The 15,748-nt window shown below is 43.7% G+C and carries 11 protein-coding genes; 4 read left to right on the forward strand and 7 right to left on the reverse strand.

The features are described from left to right. Nucleotides 1-256: 256 nt before the first annotated feature. From FHS57_RS27625 to FHS57_RS27640, 4 genes are all read right to left on the reverse strand, one after another. Nucleotides 257-1,258 carry a FecR family protein gene (locus tag FHS57_RS27625; protein ID WP_183979389.1) on the reverse strand — a complete coding sequence of 334 codons (1,002 nt, stop codon included), beginning with the start codon at nucleotides 1,256-1,258 and terminating at the stop codon, nucleotides 257-259. Between the two features lie 41 nt (nucleotides 1,259-1,299). Continuing rightward, nucleotides 1,300-1,968, reverse strand: a complete 669-nt coding sequence (locus FHS57_RS27630; protein WP_183979391.1) for an RNA polymerase sigma-70 factor — start codon at nucleotides 1,966-1,968, stop codon at nucleotides 1,300-1,302. A 184-nt stretch (nucleotides 1,969-2,152) separates the two neighbouring features. Further along, nucleotides 2,153-3,739, reverse strand: coding sequence for a galactarate dehydratase (gene garD, locus FHS57_RS27635; protein WP_229601472.1), 1,587 nt, complete (start codon nucleotides 3,737-3,739; stop codon nucleotides 2,153-2,155). Between the two features lie 76 nt (nucleotides 3,740-3,815). After that, the gene (locus FHS57_RS27640; protein ID WP_183979393.1) at nucleotides 3,816-5,255 is read right to left on the reverse strand and encodes a GntP family permease; all 1,440 of its coding nucleotides are present in this window, start codon (nucleotides 5,253-5,255) and stop codon (nucleotides 3,816-3,818) included. A 180-nt stretch (nucleotides 5,256-5,435) separates the two neighbouring features. Here FHS57_RS27640 and FHS57_RS27645 point away from each other — a divergent pair, with 180 nt between their 5' ends. Together FHS57_RS27645 and FHS57_RS27650 are read left to right on the forward strand one after the other, a co-directional pair. Continuing rightward, a complete protein-coding gene (locus FHS57_RS27645) occupies nucleotides 5,436-6,818 on the forward strand; it encodes an FAD-binding oxidoreductase (RefSeq protein WP_183979396.1) in 1,383 nt (460 codons plus the stop codon). Nucleotides 6,819-6,927: 109 nt separating this feature from the next. Further along, on the forward strand, nucleotides 6,928-8,352 hold the full coding sequence (locus FHS57_RS27650) for a TlpA family protein disulfide reductase (RefSeq protein WP_183979398.1): 1,425 nt from the start codon (nucleotides 6,928-6,930) through the stop codon (nucleotides 8,350-8,352). A gap of 112 nt (nucleotides 8,353-8,464) precedes the next feature. Here the strand turns inward: FHS57_RS27650 and FHS57_RS27655 are convergent, their stop codons facing one another. Together FHS57_RS27655 and FHS57_RS27660 are read right to left on the reverse strand one after the other, a co-directional pair. Further along, on the reverse strand, nucleotides 8,465-10,999 hold the full coding sequence (locus FHS57_RS27655; protein ID WP_183979400.1) for an ABC transporter permease: 2,535 nt from the start codon (nucleotides 10,997-10,999) through the stop codon (nucleotides 8,465-8,467). An 11-nt stretch (nucleotides 11,000-11,010) separates the two neighbouring features. Next, nucleotides 11,011-11,679, reverse strand: a complete 669-nt coding sequence (locus tag FHS57_RS27660) for an ABC transporter ATP-binding protein (protein ID WP_122930831.1) — start codon at nucleotides 11,677-11,679, stop codon at nucleotides 11,011-11,013. A 116-nt stretch (nucleotides 11,680-11,795) separates the two neighbouring features. On the opposite strand from FHS57_RS27660, the gene FHS57_RS27665 reads away from it, so the two are divergent. Beyond that, complete coding sequence (locus tag FHS57_RS27665) at nucleotides 11,796-12,491, forward strand: arylesterase (RefSeq protein WP_183979402.1); 696 nt, start codon at nucleotides 11,796-11,798, stop codon at nucleotides 12,489-12,491. Here FHS57_RS27665 and pbfA read toward each other — a convergent pair. Beyond that, nucleotides 12,475-13,824: a (R)-1-hydroxy-2-aminoethylphosphonate ammonia-lyase gene (gene pbfA / locus FHS57_RS27670; RefSeq protein ID WP_183979404.1), complete on the reverse strand. Its 1,350-nt coding sequence runs from the start codon at nucleotides 13,822-13,824 to the stop codon at nucleotides 12,475-12,477. The genes FHS57_RS27665 and pbfA overlap by 17 nt on opposite strands. 107 nt (nucleotides 13,825-13,931) lie before the next feature. On the opposite strand from pbfA, the gene FHS57_RS27675 reads away from it, so the two are divergent. After that, on the forward strand, nucleotides 13,932-15,701 hold the full coding sequence (locus FHS57_RS27675; RefSeq protein WP_183979405.1) for an AMP-dependent synthetase/ligase: 1,770 nt from the start codon (nucleotides 13,932-13,934) through the stop codon (nucleotides 15,699-15,701). Nucleotides 15,702-15,748: the final 47 nt, after the last annotated feature.

Raw genomic sequence — 15,748 nt, forward strand, 5'->3', positions numbered from 1 at the left:
CTACAAGGCCATCCACAAGCCCGCCTTCAAAAAGAATATCAACGCGATAATAGCTTTTAAGTTGGCTCAAAACTCCTTTTAATTTTTGAGTTTCAGGCGCCGTTTTTTGTTCGGGTCTTGGCGCAAGTTTATACGCTTTGGCATACACCTGCTGCGACCAACTTGGCCGCCCAAAGAGCAATAAGGCAAGTAGTAAACTACCTACCCAACTTGATTTTTGTAGGTTTGTCTTCATTATAACACAGGTTTGGGTCTATTATTTATCAGTAAGAAGTACAGTATCACCCACTTTGGTGATTTGGAGGTTAAATATTTCGGAAACAATTTCAAGCAATTCGTCGGCATTATTGGCTCGAAACGATCCCACTAGCGTCCGTTGAGCCAAGGAATCGTCGGCGATAATTACTTTTAAACCATAATTATCCGCCATAATTCGGACAAACTCTTCCAAGGTTGTATCGTCAAACACAAAGCGGTGTTCTTTCCATGCCGTGTATTTTTCAGGTTGCTCGGTAATTTCTTTTTTGAGGTGATTACTTTGGTCAAACGTCACCAATTCTCCTGGCTTCATCATTAGCTCTTTCTGCGTTTTTCCTTCTTGGTAGCGCAACTGAACTTTGCCTTTATTCAACACCACTTTGGCTTCTTTACGGCGGGCATAAACCGAAAATTCTGTCCCCAAAACAACCACCTCCACGCCTTTTTCGGTTTTTACTACAAATCGTTGGTTATCAACGGTATGCGTAACCGTAAAATTAGCTTCTCCCGTCAACCTAACTTGGCGTGTTTTTTTACCAAACCCGAATCGAGGAACTTCCAACGATGAGTTGGCATTGAGTGTTACTTGGGTACCATCGCTAAGGGTAATTGTTTGGGTTTCACCAAATTCGGTGCGATGAGTTTTATACAAAAACGTATCTTGATAGACCCATCCAGTTACTAAAACACTGATTATTGAAGCTGCAATGGCCCACCATCGCCATGAAAAATGCGTAAATTCTTTTTCTTCCGATTCGGATAAAATCGACCAATCTGGGTTTTCATCAACTTGATTGGCCAATTGATTAAAACGGTCTAAACCAGCAGCTATATCGGTGCTATACTGCGGATTTTGACACTCATATTCGACCAACCATTTGTAAAACAGTTCTTCGTTTTCAGGTTTTTTAACCCAATCATCTATCATTCGTTTTTGTAAGGCCGACGCGCGTCCCGACAAATAGTTAAATATAATTTCTTTTGTAATTTCTATGTTCATTGACGTAAGTAGTAAAAACCTCACAAACGTGATAGTTTTGGTTAAAAAACGAGGCTTAACACGACTAAAACTTCAGAAAGTAACCACTTTCCTTTAAGTAGTGCTCGAATGTACTGATTGGCTCGATGAAGTTGTACATCCACTGTTTTTACTGAAAGATTCAGCTCATCCGCAATTTCTTGGTACTTTTTCCCTTCAAATTTTCGCATCAAATAAATTTTACGCCGCTCAATGGGTAATTTATTGACGGCTTCTTCCACATCATGGTACAGTTCTTCAAACTGACTGATATGGTCGGGCTGGTATTCATCAAGCATCGGTTTTTGGGCGGCTTCGAGCAGGTCCGCCTTACGGCTCAAATCCCAACGGAGGTGGTTATACGCTTTATTACGAACGGCCCGAAATAGGTAAAACCGATAAGAGGAAGTGATGTCGCTAAACGTTTTGTTGGCATACAGCTGAAAAAAGATTTCGGAGACAAGGTCTTCGGCCGTTTCTCGCGAACCAACATACTTCACCGCGTGGGTACAAAGGGGTTGGTAATAGCGTTTGTAGAGCAAGGCCATTCCTTCCCGCGCATTGGTTTCAAAGGTTTTTCGGATAAACAATTCGTCATCAAACTCCACGACTTTTTTATCGTCGGAAGAAGATAATGGTGTGGTAATAGGAGTACCCTTGGTTTCAATATAATTATTGTTGACCTGCTTCATCGTGCTATGGTGTACTTTCTCTAAAGACAAGTTCGCACGAATACTTCCTTACACGAATTGAAAAATATTTTTATTTTTTTGAATTTTATTTAGAATAGCGGGGGCTTATTTTGTAACCATATAAGAAATATAAGAGATTATAAGGCAAACCGTAAACCCAAAACAGGAAACAGGAAACCCAACACTAAGTCAAAGGCCCAGGGTTAAAGAGTACTAAGTCGTTGTAAAGGCCCAATTTATCGGTTGCTACTTTTTTGGTTCCACTGGCAACTTCCAAAATCAAGTGGAACAACTCCCAACCCATTTCTTCAATTGTTTTTTCGCCAAAAGCAACGGGGCCCGCGTCGAAATCAATCAAATCGTGCCAACGGTTGGCGAGTTTTGAGTTAGAGCTCACTTTTATCACAGGTACCATGTTTAGCCCATAAGGAGTGCCGCGCCCCGTGATGAAGACGTGCATGTTCATTCCTGCGGCCAATTGCAGCGTGCCGCAAGCGAAATCAGAGGCAGGCGTTGCGACAAAATTTAGTCCTTTCTTGCTTACTTTTTCTCCTGGGGAAACCACATCCACAATCGGGCTTGTCCCCGACTTTGCGACCGAACCCAATGCTTTTTCGACAATGTTACTTAGTCCTCCACCTTTGTTTCCTGGGGTTGTATTGGCGCTTCGGTCGGCTTGACCTTGGTAGAGGTAATTGTCGTACCAAGCCATTTCGTCTTTGAGTTTTTGGGCAACGGTTGCATCCATTGCCCGTGGCACCAACAAATGTATGGCATCGCGGACTTCGGTTACTTCCGAGAAAAACACCGTCCCACCCGCTTTCACAATCAAATCGGCGGCAAAACCTGACACAGGGTTGCCCGTCAAGCCCGAAAAAGCGTCGCTTCCGCCGCATTGCATCCCCACCACCAAATCGGCTACTGAACATTGCGTACGTTGGCGTTGGTTGAGTTTTTGAAGGTGCGTTTCTGCCATTTCCATGATTCCATCCACCATTTCATAAAAACCCTCAAAACGTTCATCTTGGAGGTAGAGAATGGAAGATTGGTTATCATTATCGGGGAGTAACCTTTCTGGTCTAAGTTTCTCACAACCAAGGCCAATAATCATCACTTCGCCGCCAAAATTGGGATTTTGCGCAATGTTTTTGATGGTTCGAATCGGCACAATTGCCCCAGGGGCATCAATCGCAATGCCACATCCATAACTGTGATTAAACGCCACCACATCATCGACATTAGGGTACAAAGGCAGCAATTCTTTTCGTATTTTATTTTCAATAAAATTGGTGATACCTGCCACGCATTGTACACTCGTGGTGATTGCCAGTACGTTTTTTGTACCTACACTACCGTCAGCATTTCGGTAGCCCATGAAAGAAGCCTCCTTTAGCCCAACAGGGAGAGAAAGTGAACTAACTCCGCCATTGGGGGCGGGAGGCGTTACATACTTAATATCTTCCAATTTGGGAGGTTCGGGTAGGCTGATATTTCCCTCATTTACCCAACTTCCTTTTTCGATGGTTCGGGTGGCATAGCCAATCACTTGTCCATAACGTCGTACTTCATCGCCCGTTTCAAGGGTTTGAAGCGCCACTTTATGTCCCATCGGAATATTCTCGACTAAAACCGTTGTGCCTAGCACAATACTCCCTCGTTTCAACCCCGATGGAGTTGCTACGATAGCGACATTGTCGTTGGGCGAGGTTTTGATAACAAGCCCCCTAGCCCCCATTGGGGAAGTTTGAGTATCTATTATAATATTTTTCATTTTCTGATGTATATATTAAAACTCCCCCATTGGGACGGGTGGTTCGCCACTGCGACGCCGCGCGGGTGGGGGGCTGCTACACCATCGGCCACAACCAAGCCGCTATCATTGTCAAAAGTACCCCCGCCAATCCCATCAAACTTTGCATGGGAGCAATGGTTTTGAGGGCTTCTTGCTCGGTTAAATTTGAGGTTTTACACATAATCCAAAAACCTGCGTCGTTCATCCAAGGAATCAGTTTTGCCCCACTACCAATGGCTAAACACAGATAAACGGGGTGAAAACCAAGGTTAGCATTTTGAGCCATTCCTGCCAATATCCCCGAAGCTGTAATCAACGCCACCGTCGCCGAGCCTTGGGCGGTGCGCACTACTGCCGTAATTAAAAATGCCAACGGAATGAGCGCCATTTGATAATCTTTGGTCATGTCGGCAATGCGCTGACTAATACCTGTTTGCTGCAACATCCCGCCAAAAGCACCGCCAGCGGCCGTAATCAAAATAATGCCTCCACCACTCATCAAAGCCGTTTGGGTAAATGCCGTCAGTTTGTCCTTGGTTGTTTTTTTCTGGCCTGCCAATACGTAAAGTGCAAAACAAGCACCCATAAAAATCGCTATATTTTTATCTCCACAAAACATCAGTACATCCATAAATCCCTGACTAAAAGGCGATAAATTTTCATGGGGAATTTTAAATGCCTCCACCGCCGAGCGCACACAAATCGTTACCAATGGAAACACCGCAGGAAGCAGCGCCCATCCCAAAGCGGGGAGTTCTTTGTCTTCTTTGTTGGCAATAGCAGCAATGTCTTCCAAACGGGCATCGGGCGCATCACGCAAGGGAATATCGTATTTTTTATTGAGGTACAGCGCAATAAGGTAACCTACTGTAATGGTACAAAGCCCTAACAAAGTGCCGCAAACCATCATTAAACCAATGGGAACGTTTAACGCCCCAATGAGAAATAACGGCCCAGGCGAAGGAGGAACGTAAGAGTTGGCCATCACGGCACCCGCAATGACCGACAACGCCAGCAAAAGATAGTTTTTGCCTAAACGCATTCCCATCGCTTTGGCCAAAGGCATCATTAAAAAGATAACTGTATCAACAAAAACGGGAATCGTCAAAAAGAAACTGCTCAGAATAAATCCAATGGGCGCATTTTTAACGCCTGTCACTTTTAGCATAGCACGAATGATTTTTTCGGCGGCTCCGCTGTCTAGCATCGACTTTCCGATGATAGCTGCCATCGCAATCAAAATACCTATTTTAGCGCAGGTATTTCCAAATTCGGTGGCAATACGTTCACCTACGCTTTTATGCGCTTGTTTCAACGCCTCAGCGGCAGACATTCCCTTAGCCAAATAAAATTGTTCAATCGCCGCCTCAGATGTGAGCAATGCCACCACCAGCGCTGCCGACAAAAGGGCCAAAAAGGGATGCAATTTAAAACCGATAATTCCTCCGACAACAATCACAACGCCTACGAGCAAAATGAGTACAGGATCTAACATGTTATATAAGTTAAGGATAACAACACTACTAACATTTATAAAATCATACAAAGAATAATTTGTATTTTTTCACGCAATCGTTATCGGGAACGTTGTCAATGTACCCTCTTTTTTATACCCATAGTAAGTAAAAACATTTGTGGTTTCTACTTTAAAAATTCACAAAACCAACCTTTCCTCATGACTTCAATTGTTGACCTCCTTATTCAAGCAGTTGGAAAAGACGCCATTTTAACCCAAATCGAAGCCGCCGAACGCCCTGCCAGCCGTTGGTTATCGACCGACAACCTTTCGTGCAAAGCATTAGCGCGTCCCAATACCACCGACGATGTGGCTACAGTCCTGCGACTTTGTTATGAACACGGCCAAACCGTAGTGCCGCACGGAGGTTTAACAAACGTGGTCGGCGGCGTGACCACTACCCACAACGACGTTGCACTGAGTCTCGAACGAATGAATGTCATTGAGAAAATTGACCTTCAAAACAAAACAGTGACGGTACAAGCGGGCGTGATTTTACACGATTTACAAAAGGCCGTTGCGGAGGCAGGTTTATTGTTTCCGCTGGACTTAGGAGCCAAAGGAAGTTGTATGATTGGCGGTACTATCTCAACGAATGCAGGAGGCTTACAAGCCATTCGTTACGGAGTTATGCGTCAGCTTGTCTTGGGCTTGGAAGTAGTTTTGGCCGACGGTACGGTTATTTCTTCCATGAATAAAATGCTCAAAAACAACGCAGGCTACGACCTAAAACACCTCTTTATTGGTTCAGAGGGGACGTTAGGCATCGTCACCAAAGCTGTTTTAAAACTAGAAGATGCCCCCAAAAGTAAAAATACGGCGCTTATTGGCCTTTCCAGCTTCGACAAAGCAATCGCATTTCTGCAAACCGCCAAGCGTGAATTGGCCAATAAACTCACCACTTTCGAAATCATCTGGCAAGACTATTACCGTTTGATGACCTCACCTCCCTCTAGTTTTACCCCTCCTCTTCCTCAAAACTACCCTTATTACGTGTTGCTGGAAGCATTAGGCCAACATCAAGAAGCTGACGAAGTTCATTTTCAAAATTTACTAGAACAATCGCTCGAAACTGGCCTTATCGAAGACGCCACGTTGGCACAATCTCAACAAGAACTGGATTGGTTTTGGGGAATACGCGAAAAAGTGGACTTTGTGTTTCAAGTTCATCAACCTGTCTTTTTGTTTGATGTGAGTTTGCCCATCACTGACATGGAATCGTACATTCACACCGTCATCCACGACCTTAAAGCGGTGTGGCCACAAGTTCATTTTTACAGTTTTGGTCACATGGGCGATGGGAATCTTCACTTGTTTGTAAGCTGCGGAGAAAACAGCCCCGAAACTCGCCACCGCGTGGAAGAAATCGTATTTTTACCCCTTCAAAAAATTGGTGGTTCGATTACGGCCGAACACGGAATTGGGCTTGAAAAAAAACCGTGGCTTCACCTCAGCCGCACACCCGAAGAAATAGCACTTATGCGTACCCTCAAACAAGCACTAGACCCCAAAGGTATCTTGAACCCTGGAAAAGTGGTTTAATTTTACGAAGGTTGCGGAGCAACAAAACGCCTATAAGTCCTTCTATTTCATCAAGATAACAATTTAGTATTAACCTTTTCGTTTCTACTAAAACCAACCCTTTACTCCCATGAAAATCTTCTCCACTTTCTTTTTTTTCATTTTTACTTTCTTTACTCACGCGCAGCTGCCGAATGTATCTATTCATCTCCAAACACCTCAAAAGCCCAATGCGGCAGCTTACGTGATGATCTCCAATTTGATTTCGGGAGGTGACACCATCGCCAAAACATCACTCAATGCGCTAGGAAATGGCTCCCTAAACTTTCACCTCGATCAACCAACATTTGCCGAATTAACCATTGAAAAATTCCAATTCACTTGTTTTCTTTCTCCCGACGACAACCTAAAGGTAATTGTGGAAACCAATGATAAGGCGACTTCGACCCAATTTTCGGGAAAAGGAGCTGAGGCCAATAATTACTTGGAGGAATCAAGTAATGTTTTCAATAAGCACTTTAGGATTGGGGGTAAACAAATCAATGAATTTCCACCCGAGGAATTTACCCATTCGTTGAATAAGATGAAAAGTGCTTTAGATGAGTTCCATCAAAGCTTCGTTCAAAAACATCCTTTGCCCGAAAAAGTCTCTAAATTACTGAAAATCAGCAATCTAATTATCCCTTTAAGTTTTAAACACAACTATATTTCGGCCCGCTATAACACAACAGAAGGGCGAATACTCATCCCTGAATTTTTAGAAAAAGTGTACGGAGAAATTCCACTAGATGATGATTTCCTCAACGCCAAGTACTCCTACTATGGCTGGGTTTTGAAAGAATATTACTACAATCTATGTTTTGCATTGCTGGCTCAAAAAACTCCTGATGGAAAAAAAATACCCTATGCAGAGTTTCCCGAAATGCTTGAGAAAATGATTAAAAATGGTAATTACTCCAAAGCAATGACAGAGTACTTGCTAGCGGTCAATGTCAACGATGCACTCAATCAAGGATTAACTAGCGGTACGATGTCAATTTATGATTCATTTAAAAAGGAATATCCTCATTCCCTTTATCAGTTACCCCTTGACAAAAAGTACCAAAAATGGATTACTATTTCAAAGGGTGCTCCCGCCCCCAATTTTACAGGAGTTACTCCTGATGGGAGGAAGGTCTCTTTGAGCGATTTAAAGGGTAAAATTGTCTATGCAGATATTTGGGCGACTTGGTGCGGACCTTGTGTAGAAGAATTACCAAAAGCAAAGGAAATTCAACAACAGTTTTCGGAGAACAATGACGTGGTGTTTCTATACGTCTCTATTGATAGCAAGAGTACAAATTGGAAGAATTTTTTAGAAAAAGACCCCGCATTTAAAGGTACACATATCAATATTTCAGACGATGCGGAGGTTTCTAAACTTTATAAAGCATATCAAATGAGCGGTGTTCCTGCATACTTCCTCATTGACAAAGAGGGTAAAATTATTACCGCCACCGCCTCCCGCCCATCGTCTGGTAAAGTGGAAGGAGAAATTCGAGCGTTGTTAAAATAAAATAATGGTTCCGCTTCTCCGAAGCGGGCATTTATTTGCCTCATTTTTATTTCTACAAACGTTTTGGCTTCTCCGAAGCAATTTGGGTTTCGGAGAAACGAAACGTTTGAATCTACACATCTTGCCTTAGCACTTCCAAAGGAGAACGAGACAGAATGCCCCAACTGTTGGCAAGGCCAATAAAAACTGTCAATAAAGTAACCGTCAAAAACACCACGCCAACAGGCCAAAGAACTGGATTAAAGGTCATTTCAAAACTCAACGTCGCCAGTGCCCAACTGCCTGCTACTGCCAGTAAAATTCCCGTAAAGGCGGCTAATGTCCCTAAAAAAAGATATTCTAACGCCGTGATTATCAATATTTGGCGGCGACTTGCGCCTAGCGTTCTCAACAAAATACTTTCCTGAATCCGTTGGTATTTTGAAATCAGCACCGAAGCAATCAGCACAATCAGCCCAGTTAGGATACTGAATCCTGCCATAAAACGAATCACAAAACCAATTTTTGTTGAAATATCGTCTAAAACCGTCAATATCAAGCCTAAATCAACCATCGACACGTTAGGAAACTGGCGCACCATGGTTTGCTGAAACTGCGCCGACACCGTCGTATTGGGTACGTGGGTGAGTAAAACGTGAAATTGAGGGGCTTCTTCCAACACGCCTTTAGGGAAAAGTACCAGAAAATTGGTTTGTACACCTGCCCAGTCCACATCACGCAAACTTGCCACAACGGTAGTGAGCATCATTCCTTGCACATTGAACAAAAGCGTATCACCGATGTTGATGGTATTGCGTTCGGCGTAACCATCTTCCAACGAAATAGGTACAGGTTGACTCACATCTTTTACTTCACTTATCCACTTTCCTTTCACCACTTTCTCAGTCGAAATGAGCGAATCACGGAATGTTACGCGGTATTCCCGACTAAACAGCCCTCGCCAACGCTTGTTGGTTGTATCTTTCAGCGCTTCGGTAGAAGTTTGCCCGTTGAGTTGTTCCAACCGCATCGTAACAATCGAAACGTTTTGTAAAATTGGCAATTTCTGACTTTTTACCACCTCCATTACAGCCTGTTTTTGAGGCGTTTGAATATCAAAAAGTACCATATTGGGCTGATCGCCGTCAGTTGATAGCTTGATTCGGTCAAGTAACAAGTTTTGGACAAACAAAAGGGTACAAATAAACATGGTACCAAGGCCAATCGATACCATTAAAATGGCGGTTTGGTTATTGGGACGGTACAAATTAGCCAATCCCTGCCGACTCAAGTAGCTCCATGAAGAAGGAAAAAATCGGCGAACTAACCACATCAAAAGCGTAGCCATTCCAAGTAAAAGTAAAAACGCAAAAGTAACACCCGCTGTAAATGCCACCGCATCCGTCCAACGCTTCATTTGCAGCCACGTAAAGCCAAACACAAATGCCAAAATCAACGCATACACCAGCCATTTGAGTGGGTCTTTTCCCAAACCCGATTGCTCGTACGATGCCCGTAATACATTAAGAGGCGAAATTTTACGAATTGAAATCAGCGACAAAAGCGCAAACAAATTGGAAATAATTACGCCTAATAGCACCCCTTGGCCGATGGCCGTAAACGAAAGTGAAGTGGCTAGTTCGAAGGGTAAAAAATCTTTGAGAACGAGGGGTAAAAATTGCTGAATCCCTGCTCCCAGCGCTGCCCCCAATAGAGAACCCAACAGGCCAATCCCCGAAATTTGAATGAGGTAAATCAAAAATGCCTGCGACGCTTTTACTCCCAAACAACGAAGAATGGCAATGGAATTGATTTTTTCACGGATATAAATGTGTATCGCACTTGCGACACCCACACACCCCAACAGCAACGCAATGAATCCCACCAAACTCAAAAATCGAGTTAAATCGCGAAACGAGCGACCTGTATCTTCTTTTTGACTTTCTACGGTTCGGAAATTATAGTTTTCGGTTTCGAGTTTAGGTTCAATTTTCTTCACTAAAGCCTCGATATTAGTTTTTGGGGCAAATTTGTAATAGTATCGATAAACAATCCGACTCCCTTTTTGCGCCAATTTAGTTTGTTCCAAAAACGCCATCGGAATATACACCGACGGTGCGACAGTAGCCGCAATACCCGTTTGACCTGGGGCTTTTTTGAGAATTCCTGCAATTTTAAAGGTCATTTCACCCACTTTGATAGAATCTCCTACTTGGGCTTGGTATTGCAACATTAAGGTTTGGTCAACCAAAGCGGCTTGTTGGGTACGAAAGTCTTTTTCGGCAGTGAGTGGCTCCGTTTCAAGGGTACCATAGTACGGAAAATTACCTTCCAAAGCCCGAATTTGCGCCAAACGTGTTCCACTGTTTTTGGGAAAATAAATCATCGAAGCAAAACTCATTTCCTTCGACTTTTGCCCTTTTAGTGAGTCCATCAGGGCCTGCATTTTATCATTGGGTGGCTGATTATCGGATAATTCCAAATCTGCACCCAATAATTCAGCTGCCTGACTGTCAATATTTTCCCGCAAATTATACCCCAAAGAATAAATGGCTACCAATGCCGCAATGCCCAAAACGATGGACGAAACAAACAGCAACAATCTCGAATAATTTCGCCGACTATCGCGCCAAGCCATTTTTAAAAGCCAACTTATGTTATTGTTCATGCTTTTTCTTATTAACCATTTACTTTTCCTCCTTTGATTCGGATAATACGCTGCGTTTTTGCGGCTAATTCCAAGTTGTGCGTCACCAGAATCAACGTCGTGCCTGCTTCTTTGTTAAGGTCAAACAGTAGTTTTTCGACCTTTTCACTTGTTTCGGCGTCGAGGTTACCCGTAGGTTCGTCGGCAAACAAAATTTGAGGTTGGTTAGAAAACGCCCTTGCCAACGACACCCGCTGTTGTTCGCCACCGCTGAGTTGGGTAGGATAGTGATGTCCCCGTTCGGCCAACCCAACTTTATCCAACAAATCCATCGCCCGACTTTTGATGTTTTTCTCTCCTCGAAGTTCGAGGGGAACCATGACATTTTCGAGGGCAGTTAGGGTCGGCAAGAGTTGAAAATTTTGAAAAATAAAGCCGACGTACCGATTTCGAACATCGGCGAGTTGGTCTTCATTGAGGTTGTTAAGGCGAATTCCGTTTAGTTCGACACTTCCCGAAGTAGCACGATCGAGCCCCGCACACAGCCCCAACAACGTGGTTTTTCCACTCCCCGACGGGCCTACGATGGAGAGGGTAGCCCCCGCCTCTACCGAAAAATTAATATCATCAAGTACCTTGAGTTCACGGTTTCCACTGCGATATACCTTCGCTACGTGTTCAAGTTGCAGTATATTTGCCATATTATTAGGTTTCACACAACGCCACTGCTTCGTACAATAGGAATACTTTCTTTGTCAGAAACTTATGCGGCGTTGCGTGGGTTTATGTTTCGATGGTTTCCTAATCAAAATACAATATGCTTAAAATAGTTTCGCGTTTATCACTTTATTTTTCTGCCTTAGTACTTCTGGCCTGCAACACGAGCGAGAAAACGAGCACTGAGCAATCAAAAACTACCGACACGGCGGCGGTTGCTGTTTCCCAAAAGGAAGTAAAAAATATCCTAATTTTTGGCAATAGCCTCACGGCTGGTTATGGACTCGAACCTGCACAAGCGTACCCTTCCGTTCTCCAAAACCGCATTGATTCTTTGAAATTACCCTATAAAATTGTGAATGCGGGTTTAAGCGGAGAAACCACTTCGGGCGGAAACAGTCGGTTGGATTGGGTGTTAAAAAACAAAGTCGATATTTTTATTTTAGAATTAGGAGGAAACGATGGTCTGCGCGGTATTGCTGTGACTGAAACGCGTAAAAACCTCCAAGCGATGATTGATAAAGTGAAGGCAAAATATCCAGAAGCAAAAATTATTTTGGCGGGAATGCAAGTACCTCCGAGCATGGGTAAAAAATATGGGGAAGAATTTAAAGTGATTTATCCCGAATTGGCCAAAAAGAACAACGTTGGATTGATTCCTTTCTTACTCGAAAAAGTAGGGGGAGAAGTTAACCTTAACCAAAAAGATGGTATTCACCCCAACGAAGCTGGGGCGAAAATCGTGGCTCAGAATGTTTGGGAAGTATTGCAGCCCATGCTTACTCAAGCTGAATAGCCGCCTCGATGGTTTCAAGGATAAAATCGCACTGGTCTTGGGTCAGAATGAGCGAAGGACGAAGGGTGATTACATTGCCTTCGATGGTTTTGAAAGCCAAACCTCGTTCCATGCAGCGGTACATGATGCGTTCGGCGGCTTCGTAGGCTCGCTCTTTGGTTTTGGGGTCTTTTACTAAGTCAATACCAATGTGAAAACCTCTCCCCGCGACATTCCCGATAATCGGGTATTTTTCTTGCATTGCTCGAAATGACGCCATTAAATACTCCCCTTTTTCGGCGGCATTATTCACTAGATTATGCTCTTCGATGTACTCGATTTCGGCCAAACCCGCTGCGGCACACAACGGATTTTTTTCGTGGGTAAAATGTCCAATCGAAAGATGTTGCAAGGTATTGTAGGCCGATTTGGTGACGATTCCCGCAAATGGCAACATTCCACCTCCCAATGATTTACCCAACACCAACACGTCGGGCGTCACAAAATGCTCGCTGGCAAACATTTTACCCGTACGCCCAAAGCCTTCGATAATTTCGTCAAAAACCAAGAAAATACCCTCACTATCGCACAGGTTACGTACTTCTTGCCAGTAATTTTTAGAAGGAACAACGGGAGTTGAAGAAATTGGTTCGGCCACGATGGCAGCAATGTCAGGCTCGTTCCGAATGAGGAGTTTGATTTGGCGTAAATATTCTTCGTCGATGGCATCTTGATCGGTCCAATTCCACGGATTTCGGTAATAATTGGGAAACTCAACGTGCAGCGCTCCTGGCACCATCGGGCCATTTCCTTTCGTAAAGTGTGCTTGTCCGCTTACACTTGCCGCCTGATACCCTGTTCCGTGGTAAGCATCCCAAAACGAAATTGTTTTCCATTTTCCCGTAATTTGTTTTGCCAACATCACGGCCATTTCGATGGCCTCAGAGCCGCCTGGACAAAAAAGAACTTTATCGAGCCCTGCGGGTGTAATTTCTGTTAGTTTTTTGGCCAACTGTATGGCTGGAATATTGGTATAACGGCGCGGCGTAAAAGCCAACGCTTCCTGCATCTGATGTTGAAGTGCTTCCACTACCTTGGGGTTATTAAAACCCGCATTGTGGACGCCATTACCGTGCATGTCTAAGTATTTTTTTCCGCTCAAATCATAAATATACGCCCCTTCCGTTCGGGACAAAACGTTCATTACGGGGGTAGAAAGCGCTTGGTGTAAAAAATATTTGGCATCTTCTTCTAGCCAAAAGTGCGTTTGTTCGTCGAGCTTTTCGTAAAACAATTGGCGTTGTTGTGAGCTGTTTATATCGCCTTGATCCTCAGAAATGGTATTTTTTGACATCTATTTAAAGGTTTGGTAAGGGTTGCATTTCCAAATATAAGCTGTTTCTTTTTGCAACATTGATTGCTTCTTTTTTATTTTACTCAGCTAAACCCGATGTTACCGCTATGCTATCTTCTACTACTCGTATATTCGACATTCTTGAGTACGCCGTTCGACCTCAAAACAAAGCCAACGTCCTAGCCTGTAAACGTAAAGGCGAATGGCTGACGTTTTCGGCCACCGATATTCTTCACCAGATTGACGAAATGAGTTTGGGGCTCATCGGCTTAGGGGTTAATGTCGGCGATCGAATTGCCATCGTTTCTGATGGTCGCCCCGAGTGGAATATTTTAGATTTTGCCATCCAACAGATAGGAGCTATTTCGGTACCCATTTATCCTACCCTCACGCTCGACGATTTTCAATTTATTTTTCATGAATCAGAGGTAAAATTTGTATTTGTAGGCGATGCAAGTCTTTTCCGAAAACTCCTTGACATTGTTGCTACTGCGCCTAGCATCGAAGAAATGTACACCTTTGATTCCGTAAAGAGTGCTAAAAATTGGCTAGACGTACAAGCCCAAGCCAACGAAGCCCACCGTAGCGAACTGAATAGACGCAAAGCTAGCATTCAACCCGACGACCTTTTGAGTATTATTTATACCTCAGGTACAACGGGCAACCCTAAAGGGGTAATGCTCAGCCACCAAAACCTCATCAGCAACGTCATTGAAGGTTGTAAATTGATTGCGTTTGGTACTGAGGCGCGTGCGTTGAGTTTTTTACCCCTCAATCACGTCTTTGAGCGCATGGTACAATACGTGTATTTGCGCTCGGGAATTTCAATTTACTACGCCGAAAACGTAGCCACCATTGCCGAAAATCTCAAAGAGGTGCGCCCAACGGTACTTTCTACGGTGCCTCGTTTGTTGGAAAAAGTGTATGATAAAATTATCGCCAAAGGCTACGAACAACCTCGCATTCAGCGAAATATATTTCTTTGGGCGCTTGATTTAGGTTTGAAGTATGCCCCAAATAACTCCATGGGATTTTTGTACAATGCTCAACTAAAATTAGCCCGTAAACTGGTTTTTAGCAAATGGCAAGAAGGGTTAGGAGGAAAATTGGAAATGATTGTAGCAGGGGCAGCCGCCACGCCGCCACGCATTGCACGAGTGTTTTGGGCCGCAGGTATTCCCGTTTGCGAAGGATATGGTCTGACTGAAACCTCGCCTGTTATTTCGTTTAATCGGCTTTTTCCTCAGCCCGAAGTTCGCATCGGAACAGTAGGACTAGTGATTGACGGGGTAGAAGTAAAATTGGCCGACGATGGAGAAATTTTGGTCAAAGGGCCCAATGTCATGAAAGGTTATTACCTAAAACCAGAACTCACAGCCGAAGTAATTGACGCGAATGGCTGGTTTCACACGGGCGACATTGGCGAATGGATAGATGGGCGTTTTTTAAAAATCACCGACCGTAAAAAAGAGATTTTCAAAACTTCCGCAGGAAAATACGTGGCACCTCAAGCCGTCGAAGCCAAACTCAAAGAATCATTTTTTGTTGAACAAGCGGTAGTAATGGGTGATGGTCAAAAATACGCCGCGGCCTTGATTGTCCCGTCGTTTGAAGCCATCAAAGAATTTTGTCGGGTCGAAAACATCACTTATACCAGCGACGAAGAAATCATCAAGAATGAGAAAGTTGTAGCCAAACTTCGCGCGGAAATTGAAAACGAAAATCGGGAATTAGCTCCATACGAACGCATCAAAAAATACCACCTATTATCAAGCCCTCTTTCGGTTGAAAATGGAGAACTAACCCCCACCCTCAAACCCAAGCGCCGTATAATTCAGGAAAAATACAAAGCGGAAATTGCGGGGTTGTTTGATTAGGCTATTTTAACAACCATATAAGAAATATAAGACCAGATAAGTAACTA

This window comes from Runella defluvii (genome assembly GCF_014195535.1).
GTDB lineage: Bacteria > Bacteroidota > Bacteroidia > Cytophagales > Spirosomataceae > Runella > Runella defluvii.

What these genes read in the sequence shown, in the direction of transcription:
- FHS57_RS27665 (WP_183979402.1), top strand. Translation starts at nt 11,796, where the DNA reads ATGCTTAAAATAGTTTCGCGTTTATCACTTTATTTTTCTGCCTTAGTA.
- FHS57_RS27650 (WP_183979398.1), top strand. Translation starts at nt 6,928, where the DNA reads ATGAAAATCTTCTCCACTTTCTTTTTTTTCATTTTTACTTTCTTTACT.
- FHS57_RS27625 (WP_183979389.1), bottom strand. Translation starts at nt 1,258, where the DNA reads ATGAACATAGAAATTACAAAAGAAATTATATTTAACTATTTGTCGGGA.
- FHS57_RS27640 (WP_183979393.1), bottom strand. Translation starts at nt 5,255, where the DNA reads ATGTTAGATCCTGTACTCATTTTGCTCGTAGGCGTTGTGATTGTTGTC.
- FHS57_RS27675 (WP_183979405.1), top strand. Translation starts at nt 13,932, where the DNA reads ATGCTATCTTCTACTACTCGTATATTCGACATTCTTGAGTACGCCGTT.
- pbfA (WP_183979404.1), bottom strand. Translation starts at nt 13,824, where the DNA reads ATGTCAAAAAATACCATTTCTGAGGATCAAGGCGATATAAACAGCTCA.
- FHS57_RS27630 (WP_183979391.1), bottom strand. Translation starts at nt 1,968, where the DNA reads ATGAAGCAGGTCAACAATAATTATATTGAAACCAAGGGTACTCCTATT.
- FHS57_RS27645 (WP_183979396.1), top strand. Translation starts at nt 5,436, where the DNA reads ATGACTTCAATTGTTGACCTCCTTATTCAAGCAGTTGGAAAAGACGCC.
- FHS57_RS27660 (WP_122930831.1), bottom strand. Translation starts at nt 11,679, where the DNA reads ATGGCAAATATACTGCAACTTGAACACGTAGCGAAGGTATATCGCAGT.
- garD (WP_229601472.1), bottom strand. Translation starts at nt 3,739, where the DNA reads ATGAAAAATATTATAATAGATACTCAAACTTCCCCAATGGGGGCTAGG.
- FHS57_RS27655 (WP_183979400.1), bottom strand. Translation starts at nt 10,999, where the DNA reads ATGAACAATAACATAAGTTGGCTTTTAAAAATGGCTTGGCGCGATAGT.